This window comes from Mucilaginibacter sp. NFR10, from assembly GCF_900100445.1.
Classification (GTDB): domain Bacteria; phylum Bacteroidota; class Bacteroidia; order Sphingobacteriales; family Sphingobacteriaceae; genus Mucilaginibacter; species Mucilaginibacter rubeus.
In genome coordinates this window covers 1,249,701-1,275,518 of sequence record NZ_FMTV01000001.1, presented here as the reverse complement: position 1 = coordinate 1,275,518, position 25,818 = coordinate 1,249,701, and the positions used below count along the sequence as shown (strand labels likewise).

Genomic DNA, 25,818 nt, shown 5'->3' with positions numbered 1-25,818 from the left:
CTAATCATCCATATAATATTATACGGTTAATCTCTGGGAATGATGTTGAAGTTAGCTGTTTTCCCGATCAATCATCATCGTCTTCATCTTTGCCCGCCAGTTTAGCGGGATAAGCTTTTTTACCCTTAGCCGCAAACCAAAGTATCCTGTTCATCACATCATCATTACCACCGTCAATATGATCGTATTCAGGTCTTGATGATAATTGTGCAAAATGCAATGCAGAACCTTTTAGCGCAGAAAAAGGCTGGTTGATTGTATTGAGCGGAACCCTGTTTTTTAAACTGGTATAAGTGTATGCAGATGGTTTGCCGGTAAAGCAATCAAACATAGGTAATGCAGTAGCGTCAATAATATTCATTGGTGGTAAGCCCAATATTTGCTCAATAGAACGCACTATACAGGTTTGATTATAGTTTTTGCTCACCTTATGCTGTAACCTGCTATACGGACTAATCACAAACCCTGTAGTACGATATGCAGATACATGGTCCCACCCTGCCTGTGAATCATCTTCGGTAACAAATATTACCGTGTTTTTCCAGAAACGGCTTTTTGAAACTGCTTCAACAATACGGCCGAGCGCCAGGTCATTATCAGCTACCATAGCGTCAGGTGTCGGGTAGCCTGGCCTCGTGCCTACGGTATGATCGGCCGATAGGGCCATGATCATTAGTTGCGGTAACTGGTCGCCGGGCTTTTGCTCATATTCATGTAGCTCTTTAATAAAAGCGGTGGCCCGTAACTGTTCATTAATCTTATGCTCGTCGGATCCCGGGAAGTTTTGTGACAGCATTGGCCTCACCCGGGAAATAGTGCTGGTGTTTTTAAATGCAAATGGTTTACCTGCTGTGTAATTGTTATAAATATCGCTCCAGTTTAACTTATCATCAAAATGCACGGCACAGGCTTCACCGTAAATTCTGACCGTTTTGCCATGATCGGCGGCATTATTCCAGATAAAACCGTTCCCGTCATAAACCAAAGCATCCTCCTGCACATGAGGATAACTTCTAAACCATGAACGGACGCTTTTTTCAACATAATCTGTAACCATAGCGGCATCAGTCCATTGGTGCCCTTCGGCAGAGCATTTTCCTGAGGCATAATAATTATCAAGCAATAAAAAGTTGCGCGCTAAATTATGCTGATTAGGGGTAACACTATCACCATAAATACAAAGCGATTTATTGCCTTCACCTTCAGGCATATCGCCCAAAACCTGGTCGTATGTACGGTTTTCCTTGATGATATAAAGCACATGGTTAAATACCGATGGCTCGCCAATACGCTCTGGTATGGGTTTAGGCGCAATGTTTTTACGGGGCAGTAGCTGCGCTATCTGCTGGCGGAAACTCAGGTTTAGGTTTTGGACTTTTTGAGTATACTTTTTAAGCAAAGCATCATCGGGAATGGCTATCATTGATACCGTAGCCTTCGAATGGTGCGAGTTGTAAGCTGTAACGTCTGCTCCCGAGGGTAAATCACCTTTCAAATTGCTTTTACCTATCTCATCGGCACTTACCCTCGAGCCTTCTCCTTCCAGGTTAGTTACAAATAAATTATTGCCGTCAACAGCCAGGCCGCCAGGGTATGCTTCGGTTGGAATAAAGCCTTTCACTTCGTTAGTGCCGGTTCCTTTAAGAGATGTTTTACTACCCAATTTTACCATGGCCACAGCGTTATCCAAACCATTTGCTACATAAAGTATTGTACCATCGGCATTAATGGCTAAAGCATTGGGCGTATCACCTATATAACTCTTTTTGCCAGGATTTAATTTAACATCAATCGCTGCTACATTTTGTAATGAACTTGTTGAAATTACCGATACCATGTCACTATTGCCATTCGCAACATAAACAAAAGCTTCATCGGCACTGTTGATAATGGCATTAGGATGCAGCCCCACAGTAATTTCCTTGAGCACATCTCCTTTAGCCAAATCCATAACCATTACAGTGCCCTGCACTGTTGCCCCTGTTTTAGGATCGACATAAGCCTTACCATAGGGTACACCCGCTGTTTCACGCTTCAATGTATCAATAGCTTGCGGCCCGGCCCAGTTGGTTAAAAATATCTTGCCCTTTGCTATCGTCAATCCATAAGGTGCAACACCGGTCGATCTTGTCCAAACGGTTTTATTATCAGTTAAATTAATCTTTACCAGTTGATTATTCCCGTTTAAAACTACATATAAGTAATTTATACCATTTTCTTCATTGATGGCTAAATCGTTAGGTAATGCCAATGGCGACTCGCCTTCAGCTTTAAAATTGAAAGTGTTTTGTATGCTGATATTACCATCTTTCCAGATAGCCTGGAAAACGTACGATTTTGAATCCTTACCCTTGCCTGCTGCAGCGCTCCAATATATTTGAGTTTGATTGTCAATATTTACAACTTTTAGGCCGGAGTAAGTACTTGTAAGTCCGCCGTAGCGGGGATCTTGTTTATAGGTCCAGCGGGTGGTTACTTTTTTTGAGAGTGTATCAATTATAGTAAGTCCGTATCGGTCTTCGACAGCGATAAACCTGGTGCCGGGGATCAGCCTTACATCCATGCTATGATTTTCGTCGGATGCATCGCCAAACGATATCACCGTTCCTGCCGGATCAATAATACGGTTGTAAGGCATTAAAACCGGTAGTATATGGCGATTTAGTGTGCTGTCATCATAAGCACTGTGCATATTAACCTGTTCATTATCGGAGCTTTGTTTGTTGCCAGAAACGGTATGGCAGGCATAAAGGGGAAAAAAAATTGCTAATATGGATAGATGCAATAAGAATTTTGGATACTTCATAGTACTGAACTAAGTGGCTAAATTAAGGCAGATACGTTTACTAAAGGTAAATATTTGATAAAGAATATAATTGTTACATAGTTAACGAAAATGCGTTGGTGATTGTCTTCTTTTATATAATTGTTATGATATTTACCGGGTAACACATCAATATACGAGTGATCAGGATAATCAGCTACCAGGAAGGCGAAAGCAACCATAATATTATCATCAAAGGCGCAACCATAACCGACTTTAGTGAAAGTGTTATTGCCGCTCATGCAGCCGTCAGCATTTATTTTGACAAGCAAAGTTACAGGCAAATACTGGCCAAACATTTGGAAATTAACCACGGAGCTTTTACCAATCAGTCGGGTACGGTTGCCTTCCCCGAGGTAATCATTACCAGTCATGAAGGGCAGCTGGCACTTTCGTGCGGGTGCCATGCTACAGGTAATAAACTGTGCGAGCATCAGGCACAGGTACTATCGGCAATAACACAGCGTGATGAGTTACGGTTATTTTTTGATGACGAACTAAGACATAAAAAGTTAAAAAAAGCAGCAGCTGATTACGGACTTGAAGAGGCCCCTGATCTCGACAAGTTTTTCGAGGTAAAATCACTGTCTAAAAATTTCGAGATAGTCCCCCGCTCCGCCGCGTTAACAGCCATTACCAAAGAGAGCCTTGCCAGTTTGCAAAGCGTTATAGTTAATAACATTTCTGAACCGGTTGGGCAACCTGGCGAGGACACGGATAAAACAACTTGTATCATACTAAAACAGCATAAATACTATAAATATTTATTTATTGAACTATACACCGCACAAAGCACCAAAGATGGAAAAATCAAGAACCCCCTTGTGCCTATAGCTCCTTTAGACCTGATTTGGGAAACGAATGACGCACAGCAACTCAAATTCTTTACCGGGGTACATAAGTTTCAAAATCATATTAACATACAAAGAACTGCTGCGGATATCGCAGCACTAAAAGCCGTTGTTAAAAACCCATTAGCCTACAGTTTTTACGCGCATGACAACACTGTTTCGGATAAAGTAACAGCTGGCTCGATAAACCCTGTATTGGTTAAAAATTTAAAAAGTGACCTGGAGCTAAAAGTAAATACCTGGGATGAGTTTTATGAAATAAGCGGTATTTTTAACATCGATGGTTTGCTGTATGATATTAAAGATCTTGATATCAGGTATACCTATTTTATCGGCATAGGTAACGCGCTTTATCTTATTGAAAGCCTGCAGGTATTGAATATCATTGATTTGCTGAAAAAGAAACAGGGTAGCCTGCAGGTGCATAAGAGTAAGTTTGCAGAATTAAAATCACACTTGCTTAATAAGCTGGAAAGCAAACTCCGCATTGATTACACTTACATTAAGCCTGCAACACAGGAACAGATAATAAAAGAGGGCTTTGATCAGCCTGCCGAAAAGATCATTTATTTGTCGGACTTTGGCGCACATGTAATGATCATCCCCGTGCTGCGTTATGGCGAGGCCGAGATTCCTATTCGCACGCAAAAGCAGATCTACGGAACCGACGAAAAAGGCAACCAATTTTTAGTTAAACGGCGCGATGATGAGGAAATAGCCTTTGCAGCCCTGCTTGTAAAACAACATCCTTATTTTAACGAACAGTTGGATAACGGCCTCGACTACTTCTACCTGCATAAAAGGCACTTTTTAGATGAGGAGTGGTTTTTAAATGTATTTGACGAATGGCATAACAACAATATCGAAATACTCGGCTTTAACGAACTGGAAGGCAACAAGCTGAACCCTCATAAAGTAAAGATAACCATCAACGTAGTGAGCGGGATTAACTGGTTCAATACAGTTATCGATATAAAATTTGGCAAAAAAAGAGCTTCGTTAAAACAGGTCCACCAGGCTGTAAAAAATAAAAGCAAGTACATACGCCTTGATGATGGAACCAGGGGAATTTTACCCACCGAATGGATAGAGAAATTCACCGATTATTTTAATTCGGGAGAGATTGCTGATGATGACACGCTGCATACTTCAAAAAGTAATTATACTGCTATACAGCAATATTACGACGAGGAAATGCTTGACGAGGACGTGCGAAACGAACTTGCGATATACAACAGAAAGCTTACCGGTACAGAAAGCATTGATGAAGTACCGGTTCCTCCCGGATTAAACGGAACGCTTCGCGCTTACCAACGCCAGGGATTAAACTGGTTAAGTTTTTTGGATAACCTTAATTTTGGCGGCTGCCTTGCCGATGATATGGGTCTGGGTAAAAGTCTCCAGGTGATTGCCTTTATCCTTTTACAGCGCAGCAAAACCGAAAACAATACCAATCTTATTGTAGTGCCAACCTCGCTCCTGTTTAACTGGCAGCAGGAGGTACAAAAATTTGCGCCTTCCATCAGCATCCATACCATTTACGGTGCTGAACGGCTTAAGCATACCAAACACCTACACCAGTATGAGATAGTGCTTACCTCCTACGGCACGTTACTGTCAGATATTAATTTTTTAAAGGATTTTAATTTCAACTACATTTTTCTCGATGAATCGCAGAATATAAAAAATCCCGAATCGCAGCGTTACAAGGCTGTAAGGCTCCTGAAATCGCGCAATAAAATTACGATAACGGGTACCCCGGTAGAAAATAATACGTTCGACTTGTACGGTCAACTTTCATTTGCCTGCCCCGGTTTGCTGGGAAGCAAGCAATATTTTAAGGATATTTATGCTGTTCCGATCGATAAATTTAAGGGTAGCAAACGTGCGGCCGAACTACAGGAAAAAGTAAAGCCTTTTATACTTCGACGTACTAAACAGCAGGTTGCAACTGAACTGCCCGAGAAAACAGAAATGGTATTGTATTGCGAAATGAAGCAGGAGCAGCGCCATATTTACGACTCATACGAAAAAGAATTCAGAGAGTACATTTCGGCCACAACAAACGAAGAGCTAAAAAAGAGCTCGATGAACGTATTAAAAGGGTTAAACAAATTGAGGCAGATCTGCGACTCGCCGATGCTCATAAAATGCGAGAAAATGCCGGGTGATGCATCGGCCAAATTGGAAACGCTGATTGAAGAAATAGAAAGCAAAAAACACCAGCATAAGATCCTCGTATTTTCGCAGTTTGTTTCCATGCTTGATCTTATCCGCAAGGAATTGATATCTCGCGAGATTCGCTTCTCGTACCTCACCGGTCAAACCCGCAAACGGGAGCAAGTGGTTAATGAGTTTCAAAACGATCCCGGCATCAGGGTATTCCTGATTAGCCTAAAAGCCGGCGGTACCGGTCTCAATTTAACGGAAGCCGATTATGTTTACCTCGTTGATCCGTGGTGGAACCCGGCTGTCGAAAACCAGGCCATAGACCGCTGCCACCGCATAGGCCAGGATAAAAAAATTGTGGCGGTAAGGCTCATTTGCCCCGGCACTATAGAAGAGAAGATCATGGTGATGCAGCAATCAAAAAAGGATATCGCCAATAGCCTGATCAGGCCCGACAGCGCTGCTACGAGTTCATTGTCAAAAGATGACCTCCTTGATTTATTGAATTAGTTAATCATTGTTGAACATTCAAGCTAACCGTCGCTATTGCGTTTTAGATTTTCGTAATAGCGGGAGAACTAAAAAAGTAACAATAACGTGAACAACTAATGACAGCCCAAAAGTAAACAGCACGATATATGATCTCCATCCAGGTATCAAAATAATCAAGGAAGGCCGAGCGGTTTGTACCACTATACAAGGCAGCTAAAGCAAACACAGATAAGCCGCTAAGCCAAAGCCCAAAGGTTTTAAGCTGTATTTTTCTCATTAACAGTAAACAAATGTCAAATACTATTCAACCGGATCAGGAGGCGCCGGTTTCGATGGATCATATACAGCTACGGCTACCCGCGAATCTGCACAGCCATAGTAAAGGAACCATTTCCTTTTAAAATAAACCATTCCTTCAATAAAAACTGTTCCGTTAATATATTGACCACTTTTTTCGAAAGGTTCCATTGGTCTTAAGAAAGGAATATCGAGGCGTGTTTTGAATTTAGAAGGATCTTTTGCATCAAACAAGGCTTGCCCCGCACAGTATGAATTAGCGTTAAACCGGATGTCCCTGCCTTCGGCGGGTTTGTTTTTGCCATTGTAAAACAGGATTACACCATTTTTGGTCATCAACGCAGGCGGGCCGCATTCGGTTAAGTCGCTATCGAAATAACCATCGCGCGGGGACATGAGTTGTTTCAACTCTCCTTTATTGTCAACCACCGGGGCCCAGTCTACCAGGTTTGTCGATGTTGCCGCGTATACATGATGTTCGCCCCAGTACAGCCAATATTTTCCATTTGCTTTAATAATCACTTGTTTACCATTAACCACCCGGGTTAATATAGAAGCCGATTTACTGGCGACATTGAAAAATTTGCCATGATAAGCTGTTTCAAATATCGGCCCGTGTTTTTTCCAATGGATGAGGTCTTTTGATGTGGCCACACCTAATCTTGGCAGATCGCGGTTCCATTCGGTGTAAAAAACAACATAAGTCCCGCCGGCGGTGACGGCTACGCGGGGGTCTTCACAGCCTCCGGGCCATTCGTACTTTTTAGCGATATCATTATCAGGATATAGTACCGGGGTTTTCCTTCTGCTAAACCGAATTCCATCAGTGCTTTCGGCATACCCAACACGAGAGGTACGGAAGCCAATACCGATGCCGTACAAGTCTTCAGCCCGGTATAATACCACTATTTTATTGTTCTTAACGGTTGCAGCAGGGTTAAAAGTGTCATTGGCTTCCCATTGCACCTGCTTTTTACTCATAGGATCAAGAAAGCGGGAAACCGTATCTGGTGAGATAATAGGATTGATATTTACCGGCCGCACAAAGCCGCCAAAGGCCCAGGAAGGCAGGGTATTAACCCGCGACTGGCCATAGCATAGCTGGGTAAGTAACAACGAAAATATAATACTTCCCTTCCGTAAAAAGTTTATCATAATAAATGGCTTATGTATTTTGTTTTTTTAATTGGCCCACACCTTGATATCTAATATTTCCCTGCGATAATATCGCACAGAAACCCTGAAAACAAATCAGATACCGGTTATATTCGTTTCAAAAATAGTAAATTTATAACCTGTTATAAACCAATTACACATCCTGCAACAGGGTATAATTTTAGGCTGATGAGAAAACTTTTTTTACTCGCATTTTTATTCTTTGTATTTAACGCAAAATCGCAAACGGCTACACCCCGGCAACAGTTCCCGGGATTGTTTGAGGCGGTTCAAACTTCAACCATTTTCCCTGATAACAAAACTTTTGTTGACGCTGTGCCCAAACAGGATCCGGCACTGATCATGAAGGCTTATAACGAACAGAAAGATCAGCCCGGGTTTAACCTCCAGGCATTTATATTGGCCAATTTTAACGTACCTGTATCACACAACAATTTTCAAACAGATATATCGGCCGGTATCCGCAAACATATTGATACTTTGTGGCAGGTATTACAACGCCGTCCGGATGAAGCAAAACCTTTTTCATCAACCCTGGCGCTGCCTAACCCTTACATTGTACCTGGCGGCAGGTTCAGGGAAATTTACTATTGGGACTCATATTTTACGATGTTAGGCTTACAGGAAAGCCATCAGGTTAAAGTGATCCGCAACATGGTCGAAAACTTTGCTTACCTTATTGATAAATATGGCTTTATACCCAACGGCAATCGAAGTTATTATCTTACCCGTTCGCAGCCGCCATTTTTTGCTATGATGGTAAACCTGTTGGCCAAAATTGATGGAGAGAAAGTATTGGTACATTTCAGGCCGCAATTGATCAAAGAATATGAATATTGGATGCATGGATGGGAAGCTGTACAAGCCAATCAGGCTGCACACCGGGTTGTACGAATGCCGGATGGGCAGATAATGAACCGTTATTGGGACGAAAGTGATGAACCCCGCGAAGAATCATATATAAAAGATGTTAATGCCGCCAAAGAAAGCAAACAACCGGCAGCACAATTTTACCGCAACGTGCGGGCAGCGGCGGCTTCGGGTTGGGATTTCAGTACGCGCTGGTTTGATGAATCGGGTAAGTTGCCAACTATACAAACCACCGATATTATACCGGTTGATTTGAATTGCCTATTATATAACCTGGAAATGACTATTGCACGAAGTTTAAACCAACTTTCAAATGCAAAGCTTGCCAAAATGTATAGATATAGGGCAAACAGCCGCAAAAATGCTATCCTGAAATATTGCTGGAACCAAAAAACAGGCTGGTTTGATGATTACAACTGGCAGCTGAAACAACTATCTGCCGTGGAAACACTTGCAGGTGAGTTCCCTCTCGAATTTAAAATTGCCAGTGATGAGCAAGCCCGTCTTGTAGCTGATGGGCTCAAAAATAATTTCCTGAAACCCGGCGGATTGGTTACTACCCTCAACTTTTCCGGCCAGCAGTGGGATGCACCCAATGGCTGGGCGCCACTGCAATACATAGCTGTAGACGGCCTTGAAAAGTACAATTACAATACGCTGGCTAAAGAGATAGCCATCCGCTGGCTTAAACTTAACATCCGGGTGTTTAAACAAACAGGCAAATTGCTTGAAAAGTATAATGTGGTTGATACACAATTAACTGCCGGCGGAGGTGAATACCCCCTGCAAGATGGTTTCGGGTGGACAAATGGGGTATTACTGCACTTAGTAAACAGGTATCATATTGATACCCAGCAATTAGAAAAGGCTCCGGCAGAAGTTCAGAACTAAGTACCTGGTAAAGCAAGTTTCAGAAGCCAGACTTACGAAGCTTTAAAAACTTCGTAAGTCTTCCAATCGCCAATTCGTTCTCTCTGTCAAACGCAGGAGATTTTAAAGGGCATGACGTGTAAAGTTATAAAACAGTTACTTTATTGTATAAGTAGCTCTATTCATCCCCACGCCTGTAATTTTCAATGATTTCCAGTTAGCAGGCAACTTGCTTTTAACTTGTACTATACCGGTTGGTGTAATATCCAAACCGCCAAAACCCATGAGCAAGCTTTGAATAATACCACCTGCGCCTGTAGCAAAATACGGATTGGTTCCACCTTTTGTTTCGGCAATTACCCGGAACGGCGGGTTGAGATTAGGTTCATAAGCATCCTTAAAAAAGTGAAATGCCTTATCGCCATTGCCCAACCGCGAGTATAATAAAGCAAAAACGGCCTGGGTCATGGCAGGTGTACCTTCGTTAGGTACACGGGTTTCGTAGTATTCAAGATCTTTCTTAATTTGTGCCGGATCGGTTATTGTTTTAAGCGGATAAGCTAACAGGTTAACATCAGCCTGCTTAATCCCTTCACCCTTATAAGAAGCATGCTCGCGGGTGACGCCGTTATCTAACCTGAGGATCGGGATGTTTTGAGCAACATTTGCCCAATCGGCATCGGCCTTCTCTCCCAGGATTTTGGCAGCAGCGTTAGCATTTAGCAAGTTAGCTTTCGCTGCGGCATTGGTGAAAGCATTATTGTCAATGTTTTCGGCCCATTCATCTGCAGCTACTACGTTGTTAATATCATAATGACCGGGTCCATTGCGTTCAACTCTGCTTGCCCAAAAATCGGCAGTGGCTGAAAGTATCGGCCAACCTTTTTCTTTTAGCCATTGTTTATCCTGGGTTACGCAATAGTAATTCCACGCGGCCAGCGCTACATCCGCAGTAATATGGTGCTCAAACGGACCACTCAAAGCCCAAACCGGTGTTTCCTCTACCCCGCTGTCAGCGCTTTCCCAGGGGAACATCGCTCCTTTATAACCATGTGAAAACGCATTTTTACGCGCGGCATCCAATCGTTCAAACCGGTATTCAACCATAGATTTGGCAATGTCGGGGTGTAAAACCAACATAGCCGGATACATCCAAACATCACAATCCCAAAAAACGTGGCCATTGTAACCCAACCCAGAAAGTCCCATAGGTGAAGGTGAGTATGCTGTGCCAGCCCTCGAGAATGAGTATAAATGATATAACATGCTGTGAATATCCTGCTGTGACTGGTCATCACCCTCTATTTGGATATCACTTGTCCACAGCTCACTCCAGGCCTTGTTATGAAATTTAATTAGCCTGTCCCGACCTTCCAATTTGGCAAAAATGGTGAGGCGTTCGGCTTCATTCAGTGGGTCGGCATGGTGTGCCGAAGTTATGGATGAACCAGTTACCGCATAATTATAAGTTTGCCCGGCAGCTATCGCTTTGCTAAACTTCATAAGGTGCATGTTATTGTCCCACATTTCATGAATAATACGCGGCTCCTGTCCGTGCGGTTCGCTGAATAAGAACGAAGTAGATGCACATAACTGCATTTTACCTGTAGGGCTCTTTGCTGTTGAAGTAAGCAAACTAATGGTTACATGCGGTCTGTCGATTTCGTTATAATAATTCTGCACTTCTTTGAGCGCATCGGGCGCTTCCATTACACTGGCCGATGTAATGTTGATGGCCTGTTTTGCTGTTACCGAAACATCCATCAAAACGGTAAAGGGCAGTTGCCGCAGCGAGTAATAAGTATATTTTATGGTCGCTTTATCGGCATAATCAAAGGTAGTAGTGAAGGCGGCGTGTTGCATATCCAGTTCCTGCTTAAAATTGTTAATACTTTTAGCATCGATCCGTCTGCCATCTATTTCAAGGTACATATTAAGCAGGTTAAAGCTGTTCAGGAAATTGCTTACCCGCCCCCTGCCATATAGATCATAGGCGCCGGCCAGTACTACATTTTTAACCTTGAAAGGCTCCGGTGCTGATACTATCCCAATCATCCCGTTGGCTACGGTAATTCCGTAATAGTTTGCGGGATCAATTTTGTCGGCTTTAATTTTCCATGGATCGATGCTTTGCGCCTCAGACACAGCAGGTGTTAGCAAAGCGAAAAACAAGCTCAATTTAAATATCCTGTTCAAAATCAATTATTTAATTAAAATAAATAAAATACTACTTAATTTTTAATTGTAGCTTTTTCACCACCAGTTGCCCAATCTCGGCGCCTTGTTTATTGCCCACAATACAGGCATTCTTAAAATGGATTCCTCCCATTACCCTTGACATCCCTGCTGATTTCGCGGCCGCCCGGAATGATTTAAAAGAAAGCGGATCGATCCCAAACTCCATTTCTGATGAATCTGTATATGCAAAATTATCACCGATCCTATTGGTAAGTACTTCGGCCGCGGCTGCCGAAATTACGGCATGGCCGCTACTATACTCCGGAAAGGGGGGCGTTTGAATATATGGGCGCCATTCGGCATCCATATATTTGGTAATTATGGTTTCGGGGCGAACGTAATTTGAGCGGTATTTAAGGTACCAGCAATTAATAAAGCCATCAAACAGAGCGATCGCCGTTTCGGTATAAACGCTTACTGTGGTTCCAAAATCAAACTTTTTAATTCTTGTGCCAATTGCGGTAATATTCATCCAGTGCCCTCCCGGCGAAAACTTCTTGGTCGCGAACGATGCATGGCCTACGACGTTGAGTTTAAAGGCATTATCATCCCAAAAATCGGCCTGATGTTTCTCTTCTTTGGTTAGGCTGTCAACTATTTGCTTTACTTCAAGCGCCTGTTTGTAAAAAGGACTGTTATGGTCTTTAACATTGAAAGCCGGCGGATCGGGTGGAATAAATTGAGCTGTGGAATCCAGCACCATGGGCCTGATCTCACCCCAATGGGCCTCAAGGGCCTGCGCGTACATGGGCGGCGTGGGGATCCAACGGCCATCCTGCTGTTTTACTGTGTATTTACTTGCCGACCGTGTTTGTGCATAGTGATCGCCTTTGCTCCACTTCAATATAAATTTAGCGACTTTATCAGCGTAGTTTACGGAACCATCAAACAAAACCGACGGCATACCTGCATCTTTGGCCTTCTTTTTAAGCTCATCAACATATTGATCCATACTACCTTCCGGAAACGTTACCGCATTGCCAACTGTGCAAAAGGCAAGCAACGAAGCAAATTGGTAATCAACAGCAGTATCTTTTGACGCTTTGGGTACGGCCGGTAAGTGCTTAATTTGCCCGGCTAATGATCTAAAATGCTCAGGATCTCCGGAAGCTATAACTTCATAGGCGGCTATATTGGCATATACATAATTACGGGAAGCTGTAACCGGCGGAAAGTTATTTTCCAGTACAATATCATTAAGTTTTTTAACGGTTATACGATAAAGTTCGGGATCGTGGAGTACTTTTTCATAGTAGGGCTTTTTACAGGAGGTGAATAAAAGTAATACACCGGCAAGGCAAAATAAAAAGGATCTCATAAGTTATAAAATAGGTTAAAAACCGAACAGATACACAAGGAGAAAATCTGCTGGTTTTTTGATTGATCAACAGCCAATATAGGCTTTTTTTTGTACGCTACAGCATATTTACATTAGTTTTTTAACCCGATGAGGCACTTTTTTTATTTAATAAAAAGGCAACATATTTTATAACAATATACACCTGTTAATCCACCCGATATTATTAAATTTATCACCCCGGGTATCCGTCTTTTATAAACTAAATGAAGAAGATCTTTTTTATTATACTTACCATTATTGTAATTATTGCAGCGGCTAATGTTTTGCTCCCCGAAAAACCTGTTATAACCCAGGACCTGTCAATTGATACCTCCGATGTTATTGCCGGAAAATTCCTGACCACAGAAAGTGGATGGAATAAATGGTGGCCCGGCACCAAAACCGGGTACAGGCAATACAATTTTAAAGGTACAAAGATCGGTATCGATAAAATGACCAATAGCAGTACCTATCTTAAATTGAAAAAAGATAACCTGACCTTTAGCGGCAAAATAAGCTATTTTGCCGACGCCGAAGGTTCTGTCAAATTTAAATGGGATGCTGTTGATGAGAATAACACCCAATTTTTATCACGGATAACTAATTATTTCAAAACCAAAGATGCAGAAAAACTGGTTGGCGAAATTTTACTAACCCTTAAACATTTTCTTGAGGATGAAAGAAACGCATATGGCTATAGAATATACTTAAATCATGCTAAAGACACAGTTTTGCTCGTTTCAGCTAACACCTATCCGATATATCCTTCATTACAAGCAATTTACAACACCATTAAAACCCTCCAACACCAAGCTGGCAGCCAGGGGGCCAAACAAACAAATTTCCCTATGCTTAACGTCACCCAAACAGATGAGCACGAATACCAGGTAAATGTCGCCTTACCGATTAACAAAAGGATAATTCCGTTTCAAAAAACAAGTTTAAATAATATACCAAAGGGAGGCAATTTATTGGTGGCTGATGTACGTGGCGGCCAAAACACAGTCAACAATGCATTGGTACAAATGAAAATATACATGACAGATCACAGGCTGGTATCACCTGCCATGCCTTTTCAATCGCTTGTTACCGATAGGCTGGCACAAAAGGATACCTCAAAATGGATTACCAAAATATATTATCCAATATTGTGATATTACGTTATCTGCTTAATAACATTACCCGGCCATCATAGGTAACCGCAAGATAATTATTCAGATTGGTTGCCGTTTTCACTGGCGCCAGATAAGTGATTTCCTGTGAGTTGATTGCACCGTTAACATAGTATGTCGGCGTATCAAATTGTTTTTGCTGTTTGTTGTAGTGTAAGCCGGCCAGGCCGAGTGCATCGTACTTTCCTTCATAGGGCACAACACCCCAAAAGTTTCCGTTCAGCAATATATCACCATTATCATATTTTAACATCGATTTGATAGGGGCTTGCTGATAAAGATAAGGTAGTGCAGTAATTGAAGCAGCATGCAATAGATCACTCACAAAAATACTATTGAATTGGTTCACACTTAACCTGTCATTATCATCCAGTTTGTCCTTAAATACCTCAGGGGTGGTTTTATCGGCCATTTTTTGATAGCTAAGCCATTCTTTTTTAAGATATGGCAGTTCCTGCTCCAAATCATTTTTTGGACGAAACGGGTAATAGAGGCCTTTATAAAAATATGATAATATCAAATCGTTTTTGCCATCCTTGTCCAAATCGGTATTATAGGCATAAAGCGGCTGATCGGCAGTAACATTATATTTATTGTTCAATCCCCAATTGCCGGCGATAAGGTCGGCCTTGCCGTCGCCATCTATATCGCTTATTATAGCCGATTGCCACCAGCCTTTTTCCTTATCCAAAACCGGCGATGAAAAACGATCTAATTTTTTTCCATCATTCAGGAAAATGTAAATCGGCTGCCACTCGGCTGTTATCAGCAGATCGGGCTTGCCATTGTGATCGATATCAGCAGTTGTTATACTGGTGACATATTGCAGGTCCGCGATTTGATTATATGCCTTGTCGTGACTTATTTCAAACTTTCCATTGCCTTTATTAATCAATATCGAGGAAGGAACAGTCGCTGTATAATCCTTAAATGAAACGGTGCTGGTAAATAAAATATCGTTCAGCCCATCTCCGTTAAAATCAAACAACGTAATTTTTGATGCCTGGTAATTGAGTTTTGGCAAATGTTGATCTTCAAACTGAAAATTGCCTTTATTGATATATAACCGGGGCTGTATCAATTTCTCGGTTTCCTGAAAAGGATGGTTAGCGCTGATCACGATCAAATCGGGCTTACCATCGTTATTTACATCAGCCCATGTAGCCTGCTCATCCGCAATATATTTATCCCGGTCAAATAATGACACTTTAACTTTGGTAAATCCTCCCGATTTATCACCTGCAAGTATGTATTTTTCTTCGTCGGCTATGCCTCCTACGTAAATATCATCAATGCCATCATTATTGGCATCAGCTACGGCAACTGCGGGAGTGTGCTGCAAATAAGTGTGCGGTAAAAGCGAATAATAATTAAAGTCGGGAGTATCAAAAGTTTTAACGGTGGTCAAAAGCTTTGCTTGTATAAATTTGCTGTCAAACTGTTTTTTATCGCTGATGAAAGCTTCGATAACCTTAGCTATAGGTTTACTATTTTCAACTGCTTGAGGGTTATATCTTAAAGTGGTTTTCTGACCGAGCCTAAAATCATTCACCACTTCGTAGCTATTGTCAGGCCAAACCACTAACAACGATTCTGGTTTATCGTCAGGGGCAAATGTAAAAAGCAGCTCGTTATTCAAATTACTTTCGTACGCATTGCTGGTTTGTATTTCCTGGTGATCGAGATGATGCTTTGACTTAAGGAAAAATTTAGTACCGATGCCATCACGGTTTAAAAGGTTATATTTTACAGTGTATTTAAGATAGCCCGGCTTGCTTTCTTTGCGGTTCTCCATTGTGGTATTGTTATAGATATATGCCGGTTCATCCATATTGTTGGTCACAATATCGAGATCGCCATCATTATCTAAATCAACGGCAACAGATCCTGCCGATATAGATGCTTGCTGCATATCGTTGCCGTTAGAAACATCTGTAAATTTCAATTTATCCTCACCGTGATAAAAGTAATTATGCACGCCGCCTTCGGGCATTCTGTTGATCTTGTCCTTATCAAAAACGCGATTTTGTTTATATGCCTGCATAACCATGGGGTCACCAAGATATTTCAGGTAGTCCATATCATTGAGACGGCGTTTGATACCGTTGGAGAAGAACATATCTTTCATTCCGTCCATATCAAAATCCTGTACCAGTGGCGACCATGTCCAATCCGTAGCAGAGTTCCCGCTGTACAAACTCAGGTCGACAAACTTATTGCCGTTGCCTACGTTCAATTGCATACAATTTTTTGAATATTGATAGTAATACCCGGCATTAACTTCCTGATTATAAATATCCAAAGGTTCGTCGTTGATGGTCGATCGTAACACCTTCATTTCTTCCGGAAGCATGTCGGTGCTAAGCACATCCAAATGGCCATCCTGGTTGATATCACTGATAGTATTCCCCATTGAAAAAAGGCTCGTATGTCCGAACGCACTTTTCAACTCTTCTTTAAATGTGCCGTTATGTTGGTTAACGTAGTAATAGTCCTGCTCAAAAAAGTCGTTACTTACATAAAGATCATCCCAGCCATCATTATTCAAATCACCTACACTCACACCTAATCCGTAACCAATTGGCGCCGAATAAATGCCTGAACCCGCAGTTACATCTGTAAAGTGTCCATTGTCATTCCTGAAAAGATGATCGCCGGCATCATGGCTGTATTTAAACCTTTGGGTTGAATCGCCATAGGTATCATTGCTATGAACTGATGAGGTAAGCAGGAACATATCCAGGTCACCGTCCTTATCATAATCAAAAAAAGAAGCCTGGGTAGAAAGTCCTGCAAAATCGAGCCCGTATTTGGCCGCGCTTTCTGTAAAAGTTAAATTACCGTTATTGATGTAAAGCTGATTTTTACCTTTAAAGGTTTTATAACCTGACACCACGCTTACGTAGATATCTTTAAATCCATCGCCATTGATATCAACTACAGTTACGCCGGTTTTCCAATTCCCGGTACCTGCAACACCCGCTCTATCGGTGATGTCTTCAAACTTCATCCCTCCCTTATTAAGGTAAAGCTTGTTAGAACCCTGGTTTGATACGAAATAAAGATCGGGCAAGCCGTCGTTATTAAAATCAGCGGTAGCTATGCCGGCACCGTTGTAGAAATACAAATAATCTAAAACATTGACCGAATCGGATACTACGTTCCTGTTTTCGAAGGTCACCCCCGTTTCATTAGCTGGGAGTAATTTAAATACACCTTCTCCGGCCTTTTGGGGTTTACAAGAAGACAGGCCGACCACACCAATACAAAGAAGGATAAAGAAGTATCTCAGAATATATTTGGCAAACAGCATTAAATTGATGTTAACGTAGTTCATAAGCTTTAAGCGGTTCATCATTAATGCCAAACAGGTAATAATTTTTACCGGATGCATTTCTTATACCTAACGATGAGCGTACCTGTCCGTTTAAATTGAGGCCCGTTTTGGCAGCCGGAAAATAAGCAAACCCATTTTTTGTATATTGATAAACAAGCCCCCGATTGGCATCAAGCCGGCCGATTTCGGGTTTAAAGCCATAAAAGTTACCTCCTAATATGATCTTCACAGCTCCGGTATTATCAAAATCTGCACACAAAATAGTATTTATCATAGATAACTGTGCATCGGCAGGCAGTGGTTTACAAATAAATTTTCCGCGTTTATTAAAAAATACCGCCGAAGCCAGGAAATTCATTTGGTGCTTTTCGGCGCCATCAAGCATCTCAGCAGGAAATACCTCGTCAAATGGTTTGCCCGCATAGTCAATATAGCGCAGAAAACGTTTTTTGAAGATTGGCATCTGGCCCACTAAATCAGGTTTCATATGAAAAACATAGTTTACCCCATCACTTTTATACATGGAAGTTACACATTCTTTTGTACCGTTATTATCGAAATCCTTTACAAAAATTTCCATTGGTTGCTCAAACGAAGCCCTGAATTTTGAGTTAAGCCCGATGTTACCGCCAATAATATCAAGTGCGCCATCGCCATCCACATCAGCAATTTCAAGACTGCTCCACCAGCCTTTGTAATTAGCCAGTTGTTTATCTTCAGCAAATTTTCCTTTGTTGTTTTTGAAAATCTTAATTCCCATCCAATCACCGGCAATTATCAAATCGGGCGAGCCGTTATGATCAATATCAGCCCATTTGGCTGCTGTTACCATACCGAGCCTTGTATCCGTGCCCAATACTAATTTTGATACATCGGTAAAATGCCCGTTGCCTTCATTATGAAAAACAAATGATTGCGGCGAACATCCGTAAAGCCCGGGCATACTTCTGCCCCCAATAAAAAGGTCGGGCTTGCCATCGCCATCATAATCAGCCGAAATAATGATCGAGGCATTAACAGCTGCATGGAGTGTTCTCTCAGGGTCCCTATGAAAATTCCCTTTACCATCGTTCACAAAAAAGCGGGGATTATAGACTGGTGTTTCGGCTTCATCGGCATTACCTCCTACTCCTATAATCAGGTCCTGGTCGCCATCGCCATCAAAATCGCCAAAAACAGCCCCGGCATTTTCCAGGTATTCCTGCTTTTTAAAATCTTCGGGAATAGTTTGTTTAAACTTACCGTTCTTTTGCTGGATATAGATGCTGGCAAAGCTGTTTTTTGAGCTTCCGAAATAAAAATCAGTCAGCCCGTCGCCATTAACGTCACCGGTAGCCATATAAGGATTTTCTGTCGATAACATCTGGAGCATCAGGCGCTCGTTGTCGAAATCGATAAAATCGTCCTCCTTATGCTTAGGAATGCTGTCAAATATTGATTTGGTAACATCGGCAAATAGTGTTTTAACAGCAGGCTTTGTCCAGTTATATTTCAAGGCGGCATCGGTTTGATTAACCGCGTAAACTTTATCCGCGTTTACGTTTTTTAGCAACTGATAAGTATTACCCGGCCAAATCACCTGGACCGAATCAATAGATTTGTATTTACCTATACCTATTGTAAGTAAATTGGGCGATGTGCAACTTTGAAAACCACGTGTAGGCTGATTATAGTAAATTAGCGAACTGCCCTTCATAAACACTTTTACCGTAGTACCTATTCCAAAAGTATTCAGACCTGTTCCTTTTAATTTTATTTGGATATGATGGTTCCCGTTTTTTTCGGCGTTGTTTTTAAAGATCGACACCTGGGCATTTTCGTTATTTACGATGAGGTCATTGTCCCCATCATTATCCAGATCGGCATATGACGAACCGTTACTAAACCCCGGCTTATCCAAACCAAAATCAGTTGATTTATTGGTGAAAGTAAGGTTGTGATTATTCAGATAGGCATAATTAGACAAAGGCGATGAAGCCATTTTATCAGTAAAATCTTTATAATCAAATTTTTTCCGGCCTTCGGCTATTTTGGCCATATTATCACGATTGCCTAAAAATTCAATGTAATCCTGATCGGTCAGGTCTTTATAAATACCGTTTGATACAAAAATATCTTTCCAACCATCGTTATCCATATCAAACATCAGCGCTCCCCAGCTCCAGTCAGTCGCGGCTACCCCCGAATAAAATGCAGTTTCTGAAAATTTGCCATCTGCATTACGTACCTGCAGGCAATTTTGCATGTATTGATTATAATAGCCATCCCGCTGCTTTGCTTTGATCACATCGTACGATTCAAACGAAGTCATTTTTTTTAAACGCTGGTCACCTTCGGGCAGCATCTCGGTGGTAAAAATATCGTACTGCCCATCGTTATTAATATCGGCAATATCCGAGCCCATTGAAGCCAGGCTCAGGTGTCCTGTTTCATTTTGTATGTCTTCTTTAAATGTTCCGTTTTTTTGGTTGATGTAGAGATAATCGCGCTCAAAAAAATCATTAGATACGTAAATATCGGGATAGCCATCCTGGTTTATATCGGCAACAGAAACGCCCAGGCCAAAGCCAATATCACTTGAATAGATGCCGGCCTCTTTAGTTACGTTGGTGAAGTGCCCGCCATCGTTACGGTACAGGCGCGCGCCGCCCAGTTCATCAACAACGGCGCGAAGGTTTTTGCTGAAATCAAAGGATTCTATAGGCCTGAAAGAGTTGTTTAATACAAAGCAATCCAGGTCGCCGTCATTGTCATGGTCGAAAAATATGGCCTGGGTTGATAATCCATTATCTACCAGGCCATATTTTTGGGCTTCTTCTTTAAACGTGCCATTATGCTGGTTTATAAACAACTCGTTCCCTTTTTCATTGCCGCGGGCATTCCCGCTATGGCAAACGTAAATATCGAGCCACCCATCGCCATTAATATCAACCATTGTAGCCCCGGTACTCCAGTATTTAGTACCCTTAACCCCTGCCTTATCAGTTACATTTTCAAATTTCCAATTGCCTTTATTGATATATAATTGGTTGCCCCCCATGTTTGAGGTTAAGTAAACGTCGTTTAGGCCGTCATTATTAACATCGCCGATAGCTACGCCTCCCCCGTTGTAATAATTACGGAAAGTAAAAACATTTGTGCGGTCCTGGTCATTAAGTTGGTTAGCAAAATTTACACCCATAGCTTCATTATCCTGGAGCGTAAACAGGGTTTGTTTATTGGCACGATTACAGGCACAAAGAATAATAAGAGTTAAGCCGAATAGAGTCAGGGGTATTTTTGAATGCATATAATCGGGGATAAAACAAACGTAGCGGAATTTTCCGCTACGTTCCTTTCAATCAAATAAATCTCAATTATCAATAACCTGGGTTTTGGGTAAGGTTAGGGTTTGTATCAATTGCACGCTGAGGAATTGGATAGATCGTTTTGCTTTTATCTGTTTTGGCCGGGCGCTGATCAACCGGATCATTAAATTTCTCAAAACGGATCAGGTCATTCCTTCTCCAACCTTCCCAGTAAAGTTCACGGCCCCTTTCAGCAAGCATAGCAGCTAAATCAACAGTAGCTAAAGCTGTGGCACCGCGAGGTACACGGATTGAATTTACAAGCTGCAACGCTGTTTGTCCCATAGGGTCAGTACCACCGCGTAAAATAGCTTCCGCTTTTTCAAGCACCACGTCGGCGTAACGCAAAATCACATAATCATTAGATGAATTATCATCGTTAACTGTGTTATCAGCCTTGGGTTGGGGAAAATACTTAAACACCCTGATTCCTTGAGCTTCGGTTGAAAAGTTAAGGTTAACATCCGGTGTAAAAATCAGAGGCTTGCCACTACGCTGTGTTAAAGCTTTGTGACCCGGACCATATTGTTGTCCCACAGCAAAACCCGCCCTTAAACCAACTTTATCAGTTAATCCAGGATAATCTACACCACGGCGTTCGTCTGTAGCTTCAAATGAGTTATAAAAATCGGCCAGTGTGGTAAAACCGTTCCAGCCATCCGGAGTTTGGTTATAATGCAGCCCCATTCTCCAGCGGTTTTTAGCCGATGCCGGAGCTGAGGTTTCGGTGTTATAAAAACCAAAAATGTTTCCATGCGATTTTTCTGAGTTATCCCAGGCAAAATCCTGAAAATATTTGCCGGCTGGCTCCAGGGTATAACCAGCAGCGGTTACCTTGTTGGCATATTCTATCACTTTATCCATATCTGCCTTAGCAAATGTAAAAGGGCCGCCAACGGTTGTTGCAGTGTAAACTGCTTTGTTAAGGTAAACCTTGGCTAACAGTGCTTGTGCTGCTGCTTTATTAGCTATGCCTATGTTAGCCGTAGTAGCGGCGAGATTGGCTTCCGCAAACTCCAGATCTTTAATTATAAAATCTGTTGCCTCCGGGCGTTTCATTACAGTTGGTATAGATGAAGTTGGCGCATCAGGATCACGAAATGGCTGTTGTCCGTACAAGTCAACTATCTGGAACATAAAGTAAGCCCTCAGGAAACTCGCCTGTGCTTTGATATTATTATCAGTAGCTTTTTTTACAACCTGTGTCGCACGGAACACACCTATATTCAACTGATCCCAGGTGTCGTTAACCTGGTTGTGGATCGGTGTCCAGGTATGGGTATGTAGTTTACGCCATGTACCAAAATCGCCCCAGTCTGTACCGCGGGTTGGACCCATCATTTCATCCGTTGGATGCTCCTGTAAAGCGTAGGTATTTGCCTGGTCGGTTTGCCCATACAACTGCGAGTAAACACCGTTAAGCTCAGCAGATGAACCACTGGGGTTATTGTCTACGTATTTTGATCCGTAAGTTTTCTCATTCAGTTTCGCGCAACCACTTGCGATCATCAGAGCAAGGCAACTGATAGCTGCCTGTGATGTAATTCTTTTCATTTTCATGTTGTTAAAAACTTGCATTTACACCTAAAGTAAATATGCGGGCCTTAGGATAAGAGGTATAGTCGATACCTTTTGAGGCCACGTCGTTTCGTTGTTTATCTGTGTTAACTTCAGGATCCAGGCCTGAATAATTTGTGATCAGGAGCAAATTTTGCCCAGTAAGTGATACCCTTAACGTTTTAATGGCGTTTGATTTAATTGGGAAGGTGTAACCTAAGGTAGCATTACTTAACCTTAAGAAATCGCCTTTTTCAAGAAAGCGGGTAGATACTTCACCTGAGTTAAGCGGGCTTTCATTGGTTGCAGCTACATCTTTAGTTACGTTACGGCCGCTAAGCAGGTTGCCTTTGTAAAAAAACGCGTTAGCCGTGTTGTTATAAATATAAAAGCCGGTTGCAGCATTGAGGAAAAAGCTGAAGCTCCAGTTTTTATAATTAAAGTTGTTGGTTAAGCTGGCTGTAAATTTAGGGTTAGGGCTGCCTTGTAATGAAGGTACGTCAATACCTTGCGGATAAATACCGAAACCATTTTTATCTAAACCCGCATAGTTTGGCATATTAAAGGTGTACAAAGGAACACCATTGGTAATAAGCTGCGCGTAAGCACCTGAAAGGCCCTGACCATCAATATTACCTGTTACGATATAGTTTTTAAAATTTTTAAGGGTATTGCTGATAAAGGTCATGTTATACGCAACATCCCATGAAAAATCTTTGCCTTGTATGGCAGCGAAATTTAAACCAACTTCAACACCTTGATTTATAACATCACCATCAAGGTTTTTATAAAGCTGCGGTGCAGCTGTTGGCTGAGGCAGATCCTGACGGAATAGCAGGTCCTTTATCGATTTGTGAAAATAATCTACCGAACCATTCAAACGTCCGTTTATGATAGAGAAATCCAAACCTGCTCCATAAGTGATATTAGATTGCCATTTTAGATCGGGGTTATTTTGATGCAATTGTGCAGTTGCAGTACCTGGAAAATTTAATAATTGCCAAAGGTTTTGTGAACCTAAATCGGGAATTTCCTGGTTGCCGGTTTTACCGTAGTTTAACCTTAGGCTCAAATCATCAAATAAACCACCTTTAGGCATAAATTCCTCGTTAGTGATGCGCCATTTAACCGCAACAGCCGGGAAGTTGCCATATTTATGATTATCACCGAAACGCGATGAACCGTCTCTGCGGATAGTTCCTGTTACAATATACCGATCTTTATATGAATAGTTTACGCGCGCAAAGTATGATTGTAGTTTGTAGCTTGAACTATCACCAACCGGGTAAGGCAAGTGGGTTTTAAAATCGTCATAATTTTTAACCAGCACACCTGCGGTAGAAGTTCCGAAACCAAAGTCATTACGGGCAAAGTTTTTAAAAGTTTGGTATGAATAACCCGCCAAAGCAGTGATCGAACTACCGTCTTTCCACTTTTTGTCATAGTTTAAAGTATGCTCCGTTGTGTAATTTGTTACCTCGTTATGTGTTATGATAGCTGTACCATTACCTGTTGGTGAAGGGTAGTTTACTTGCCTAATACCAATTGCATCGGTAAAACCAACAATTTTAGGATCGTAAAAAGTCTTTCTTACGCCCCTTGATATATCCACGCCAAAATTACCTTTATACGAAATGCCGGCAAATAGCTTTAAGGTTAGCGTTAAATTGTTAAGGAACCTGTTAATGTTATCGCGGTCATCTATCTGGTTTAATAATGATACCGGGTTCCTGAAGCTGTTGCCGTTTGGATAGCCTGCATCATTGTAGCCGTTTAAGTTAAAATACCGGCCCTGGGAGTCAAATACCGGCGCTGTTGGGTTTAGCTGTATAGCAGCACCAATTAAGCTACCGTTAAAGCCCGCGTTATTGGTAACCGGGGCAAACTGATCTTTTACATTTGAATAAGTTGATTGCAGATCAAGCTTAACCCTGTCGTTCAGGAATGACTGTGACGCGTTGATACGCCCGTTCAAACGTTTTAAACTTGATTTTTTTACTATACCTTGTTGGTCGTCATAGCCAAAAGATGCACGTAAGCTGCCGGTATTGTCTTTACTTGCACCACCAAGACTAAGATTGTAGTTTTGTGATATCGGACTACGGAAAATCTCTTTCTGCCAATCGGTATTGCCACCATAGTCAACCCCGCCATCAGCGGCCGGCGATGCATTGGCCCCAACGGCTGCAACTGCCTTTAAAAAAGCATCCCGGCCAAGTACATCATAACGTTTTGCCGGCGATGAAACACTTGTATTTGAAGAAAACTGGATCCCCTGACCTTTGCGGCCTTTACGTGTGGTAATTAAAATTACACCGTTTGCACCACGCGAACCATAAATTGCGGCAGAAGAGGCATCTTTTAAAACAGAGATATTTTCTATATCAGCCGGGTTCAGGAACGACAGTGGGTTACGGGCAGAGGAACTACCGGCACCAACGCCATAACTGCCAGCGGTACCAGCGCTATTATCAATTGGGATACCATCAATTACATACAGCGGGCCATCTCCCGTGCGGATAGAGCCCGCACCACGTATCGCGATTGCAGCACCCGCACCAGGTTCGCCACTTGATGGTGTAACCTGAACGCCCGAAATACGGCCCTGAAGTAATTGATCAGGAGTTGAAATAACGCCTTTGTTAAAATCTTTTGTGCTCAATGAGGCTACCGAACCCGTTGCATCTTTAACTTTTTGGGTACCGTAACCAATTACCACAACTTCGTTCAGCGCTTTGTTAGCTTCTGACATTTGCACATCAATAGATGTGCGTCCGTTTATTGGAACCGTTACATTTAAATAGCCTACATAGGTAAATGTAATACTGGCGGCGCTTGCCGGTACAGAGATTTTGTAAGCGCCATTTGCGTCGGTAATGGCCCCGCCTTGGGCGCCTACGGCAGTTACTACCGATACTCCTATTAAGGGGGAGCCATCCTTTTTGTCGGTTACTTTACCTGTTATTATCTTATTTTGGGCCATAGCAGGCTCCATCAAAAAGAGAAAAACAGCAAAGAAACATACGTTGAGTAAATGTTTAATTTGCATAAAACTTGAGATTTAGTTGAAATTGGTTGTTGTTTGGGTTTAGTTTTCAATCCGTAAAAGAGATCCCCAACATTTTATACGAAGTCATGCTAATATGGTTTCGGGTTATCATAATAAATAATACCCGAAGTATACGCATAATGGCCATGCAAACATCGCCCGTACCGATAGGTTAGCAGGTGAGCACAGGAAAAGGTTAACAATGACCGATCGTTTAAAAATGTAATGGT

The 25,818-nt window shown here is 41.9% G+C and carries 11 protein-coding genes; 3 read left to right on the top strand and 8 right to left on the bottom strand.

All coding sequences use genetic code 11. The annotated features are described in order from the left end of the window. Positions 1-67: 67 nt before the first annotated feature. The gene (locus tag BLP33_RS05205; protein WP_090525539.1) at positions 68-2,806 is read right to left on the bottom strand and encodes a bifunctional YncE family protein/alkaline phosphatase family protein; all 2,739 of its coding nucleotides are present in this window, start codon (positions 2,804-2,806) and stop codon (positions 68-70) included. 158 nt (positions 2,807-2,964) lie between these two features. On the opposite strand from BLP33_RS05205, the gene BLP33_RS05200 reads away from it, so the two are divergent. After that, positions 2,965-6,354: a DEAD/DEAH box helicase gene (locus BLP33_RS05200; RefSeq protein ID WP_254780058.1), complete on the top strand. Its 3,390-nt coding sequence runs from the start codon at positions 2,965-2,967 to the stop codon at positions 6,352-6,354. Between the two features lie 282 nt (positions 6,355-6,636). On the opposite strand, the gene BLP33_RS05190 is transcribed toward BLP33_RS05200, so the two are convergent. Next, positions 6,637-7,788, bottom strand: coding sequence for a glycoside hydrolase family 130 protein (locus tag BLP33_RS05190; RefSeq protein WP_090525535.1), 1,152 nt, complete (start codon positions 7,786-7,788; stop codon positions 6,637-6,639). A 189-nt stretch (positions 7,789-7,977) separates the two neighbouring features. On the opposite strand from BLP33_RS05190, the gene treA reads away from it, so the two are divergent. Then, positions 7,978-9,570: an alpha,alpha-trehalase TreA gene (gene treA, locus BLP33_RS05185; protein ID WP_090525533.1), complete on the top strand. Its 1,593-nt coding sequence runs from the start codon at positions 7,978-7,980 to the stop codon at positions 9,568-9,570. A 135-nt stretch (positions 9,571-9,705) separates the two neighbouring features. On the opposite strand, the gene BLP33_RS05180 is transcribed toward treA, so the two are convergent. Both BLP33_RS05180 and BLP33_RS05175 read right to left on the bottom strand, forming a co-directional pair. After that, positions 9,706-11,745, bottom strand: coding sequence for a glycoside hydrolase family 65 protein (locus tag BLP33_RS05180; RefSeq protein ID WP_254780057.1), 2,040 nt, complete (start codon positions 11,743-11,745; stop codon positions 9,706-9,708). Between the two features lie 31 nt (positions 11,746-11,776). Further along, complete coding sequence (locus tag BLP33_RS05175; RefSeq protein WP_090525531.1) at positions 11,777-13,105, bottom strand: vanadium-dependent haloperoxidase; 1,329 nt, start codon at positions 13,103-13,105, stop codon at positions 11,777-11,779. 245 nt (positions 13,106-13,350) lie between these two features. Between BLP33_RS05175 and BLP33_RS05170 the strand changes: the two genes are divergently transcribed. After that, positions 13,351-14,280, top strand: a complete 930-nt coding sequence (locus BLP33_RS05170) for a GyrI-like domain-containing protein (protein WP_090525529.1) — start codon at positions 13,351-13,353, stop codon at positions 14,278-14,280. A gap of 7 nt (positions 14,281-14,287) precedes the next feature. Here BLP33_RS05170 and BLP33_RS05165 read toward each other — a convergent pair whose 3' ends face one another. The 4 genes from BLP33_RS05165 to BLP33_RS05150 form a co-directional block, all read right to left on the bottom strand. Continuing rightward, entirely contained in the window at positions 14,288-17,635 is a 3,348-nt protein-coding gene (locus BLP33_RS05165) for an FG-GAP repeat domain-containing protein (protein WP_175489931.1), read from the bottom strand. Beyond that, a complete protein-coding gene (locus BLP33_RS05160; RefSeq protein WP_090525525.1) occupies positions 17,622-20,924 on the bottom strand; it encodes a VCBS repeat-containing protein in 3,303 nt (1,100 codons plus the stop codon). The genes BLP33_RS05165 and BLP33_RS05160 overlap by 14 nt, the downstream gene beginning before the upstream one ends. Before the next feature lie 70 nt (positions 20,925-20,994). Then, entirely contained in the window at positions 20,995-22,536 is a 1,542-nt protein-coding gene (locus tag BLP33_RS05155; protein WP_090526217.1) for a RagB/SusD family nutrient uptake outer membrane protein, read from the bottom strand. A gap of 10 nt (positions 22,537-22,546) precedes the next feature. After that, a complete protein-coding gene (locus BLP33_RS05150) occupies positions 22,547-25,588 on the bottom strand; it encodes a SusC/RagA family TonB-linked outer membrane protein (RefSeq protein WP_090525523.1) in 3,042 nt (1,013 codons plus the stop codon). Between the last annotated feature and the right edge of the window lie 230 nt (positions 25,589-25,818).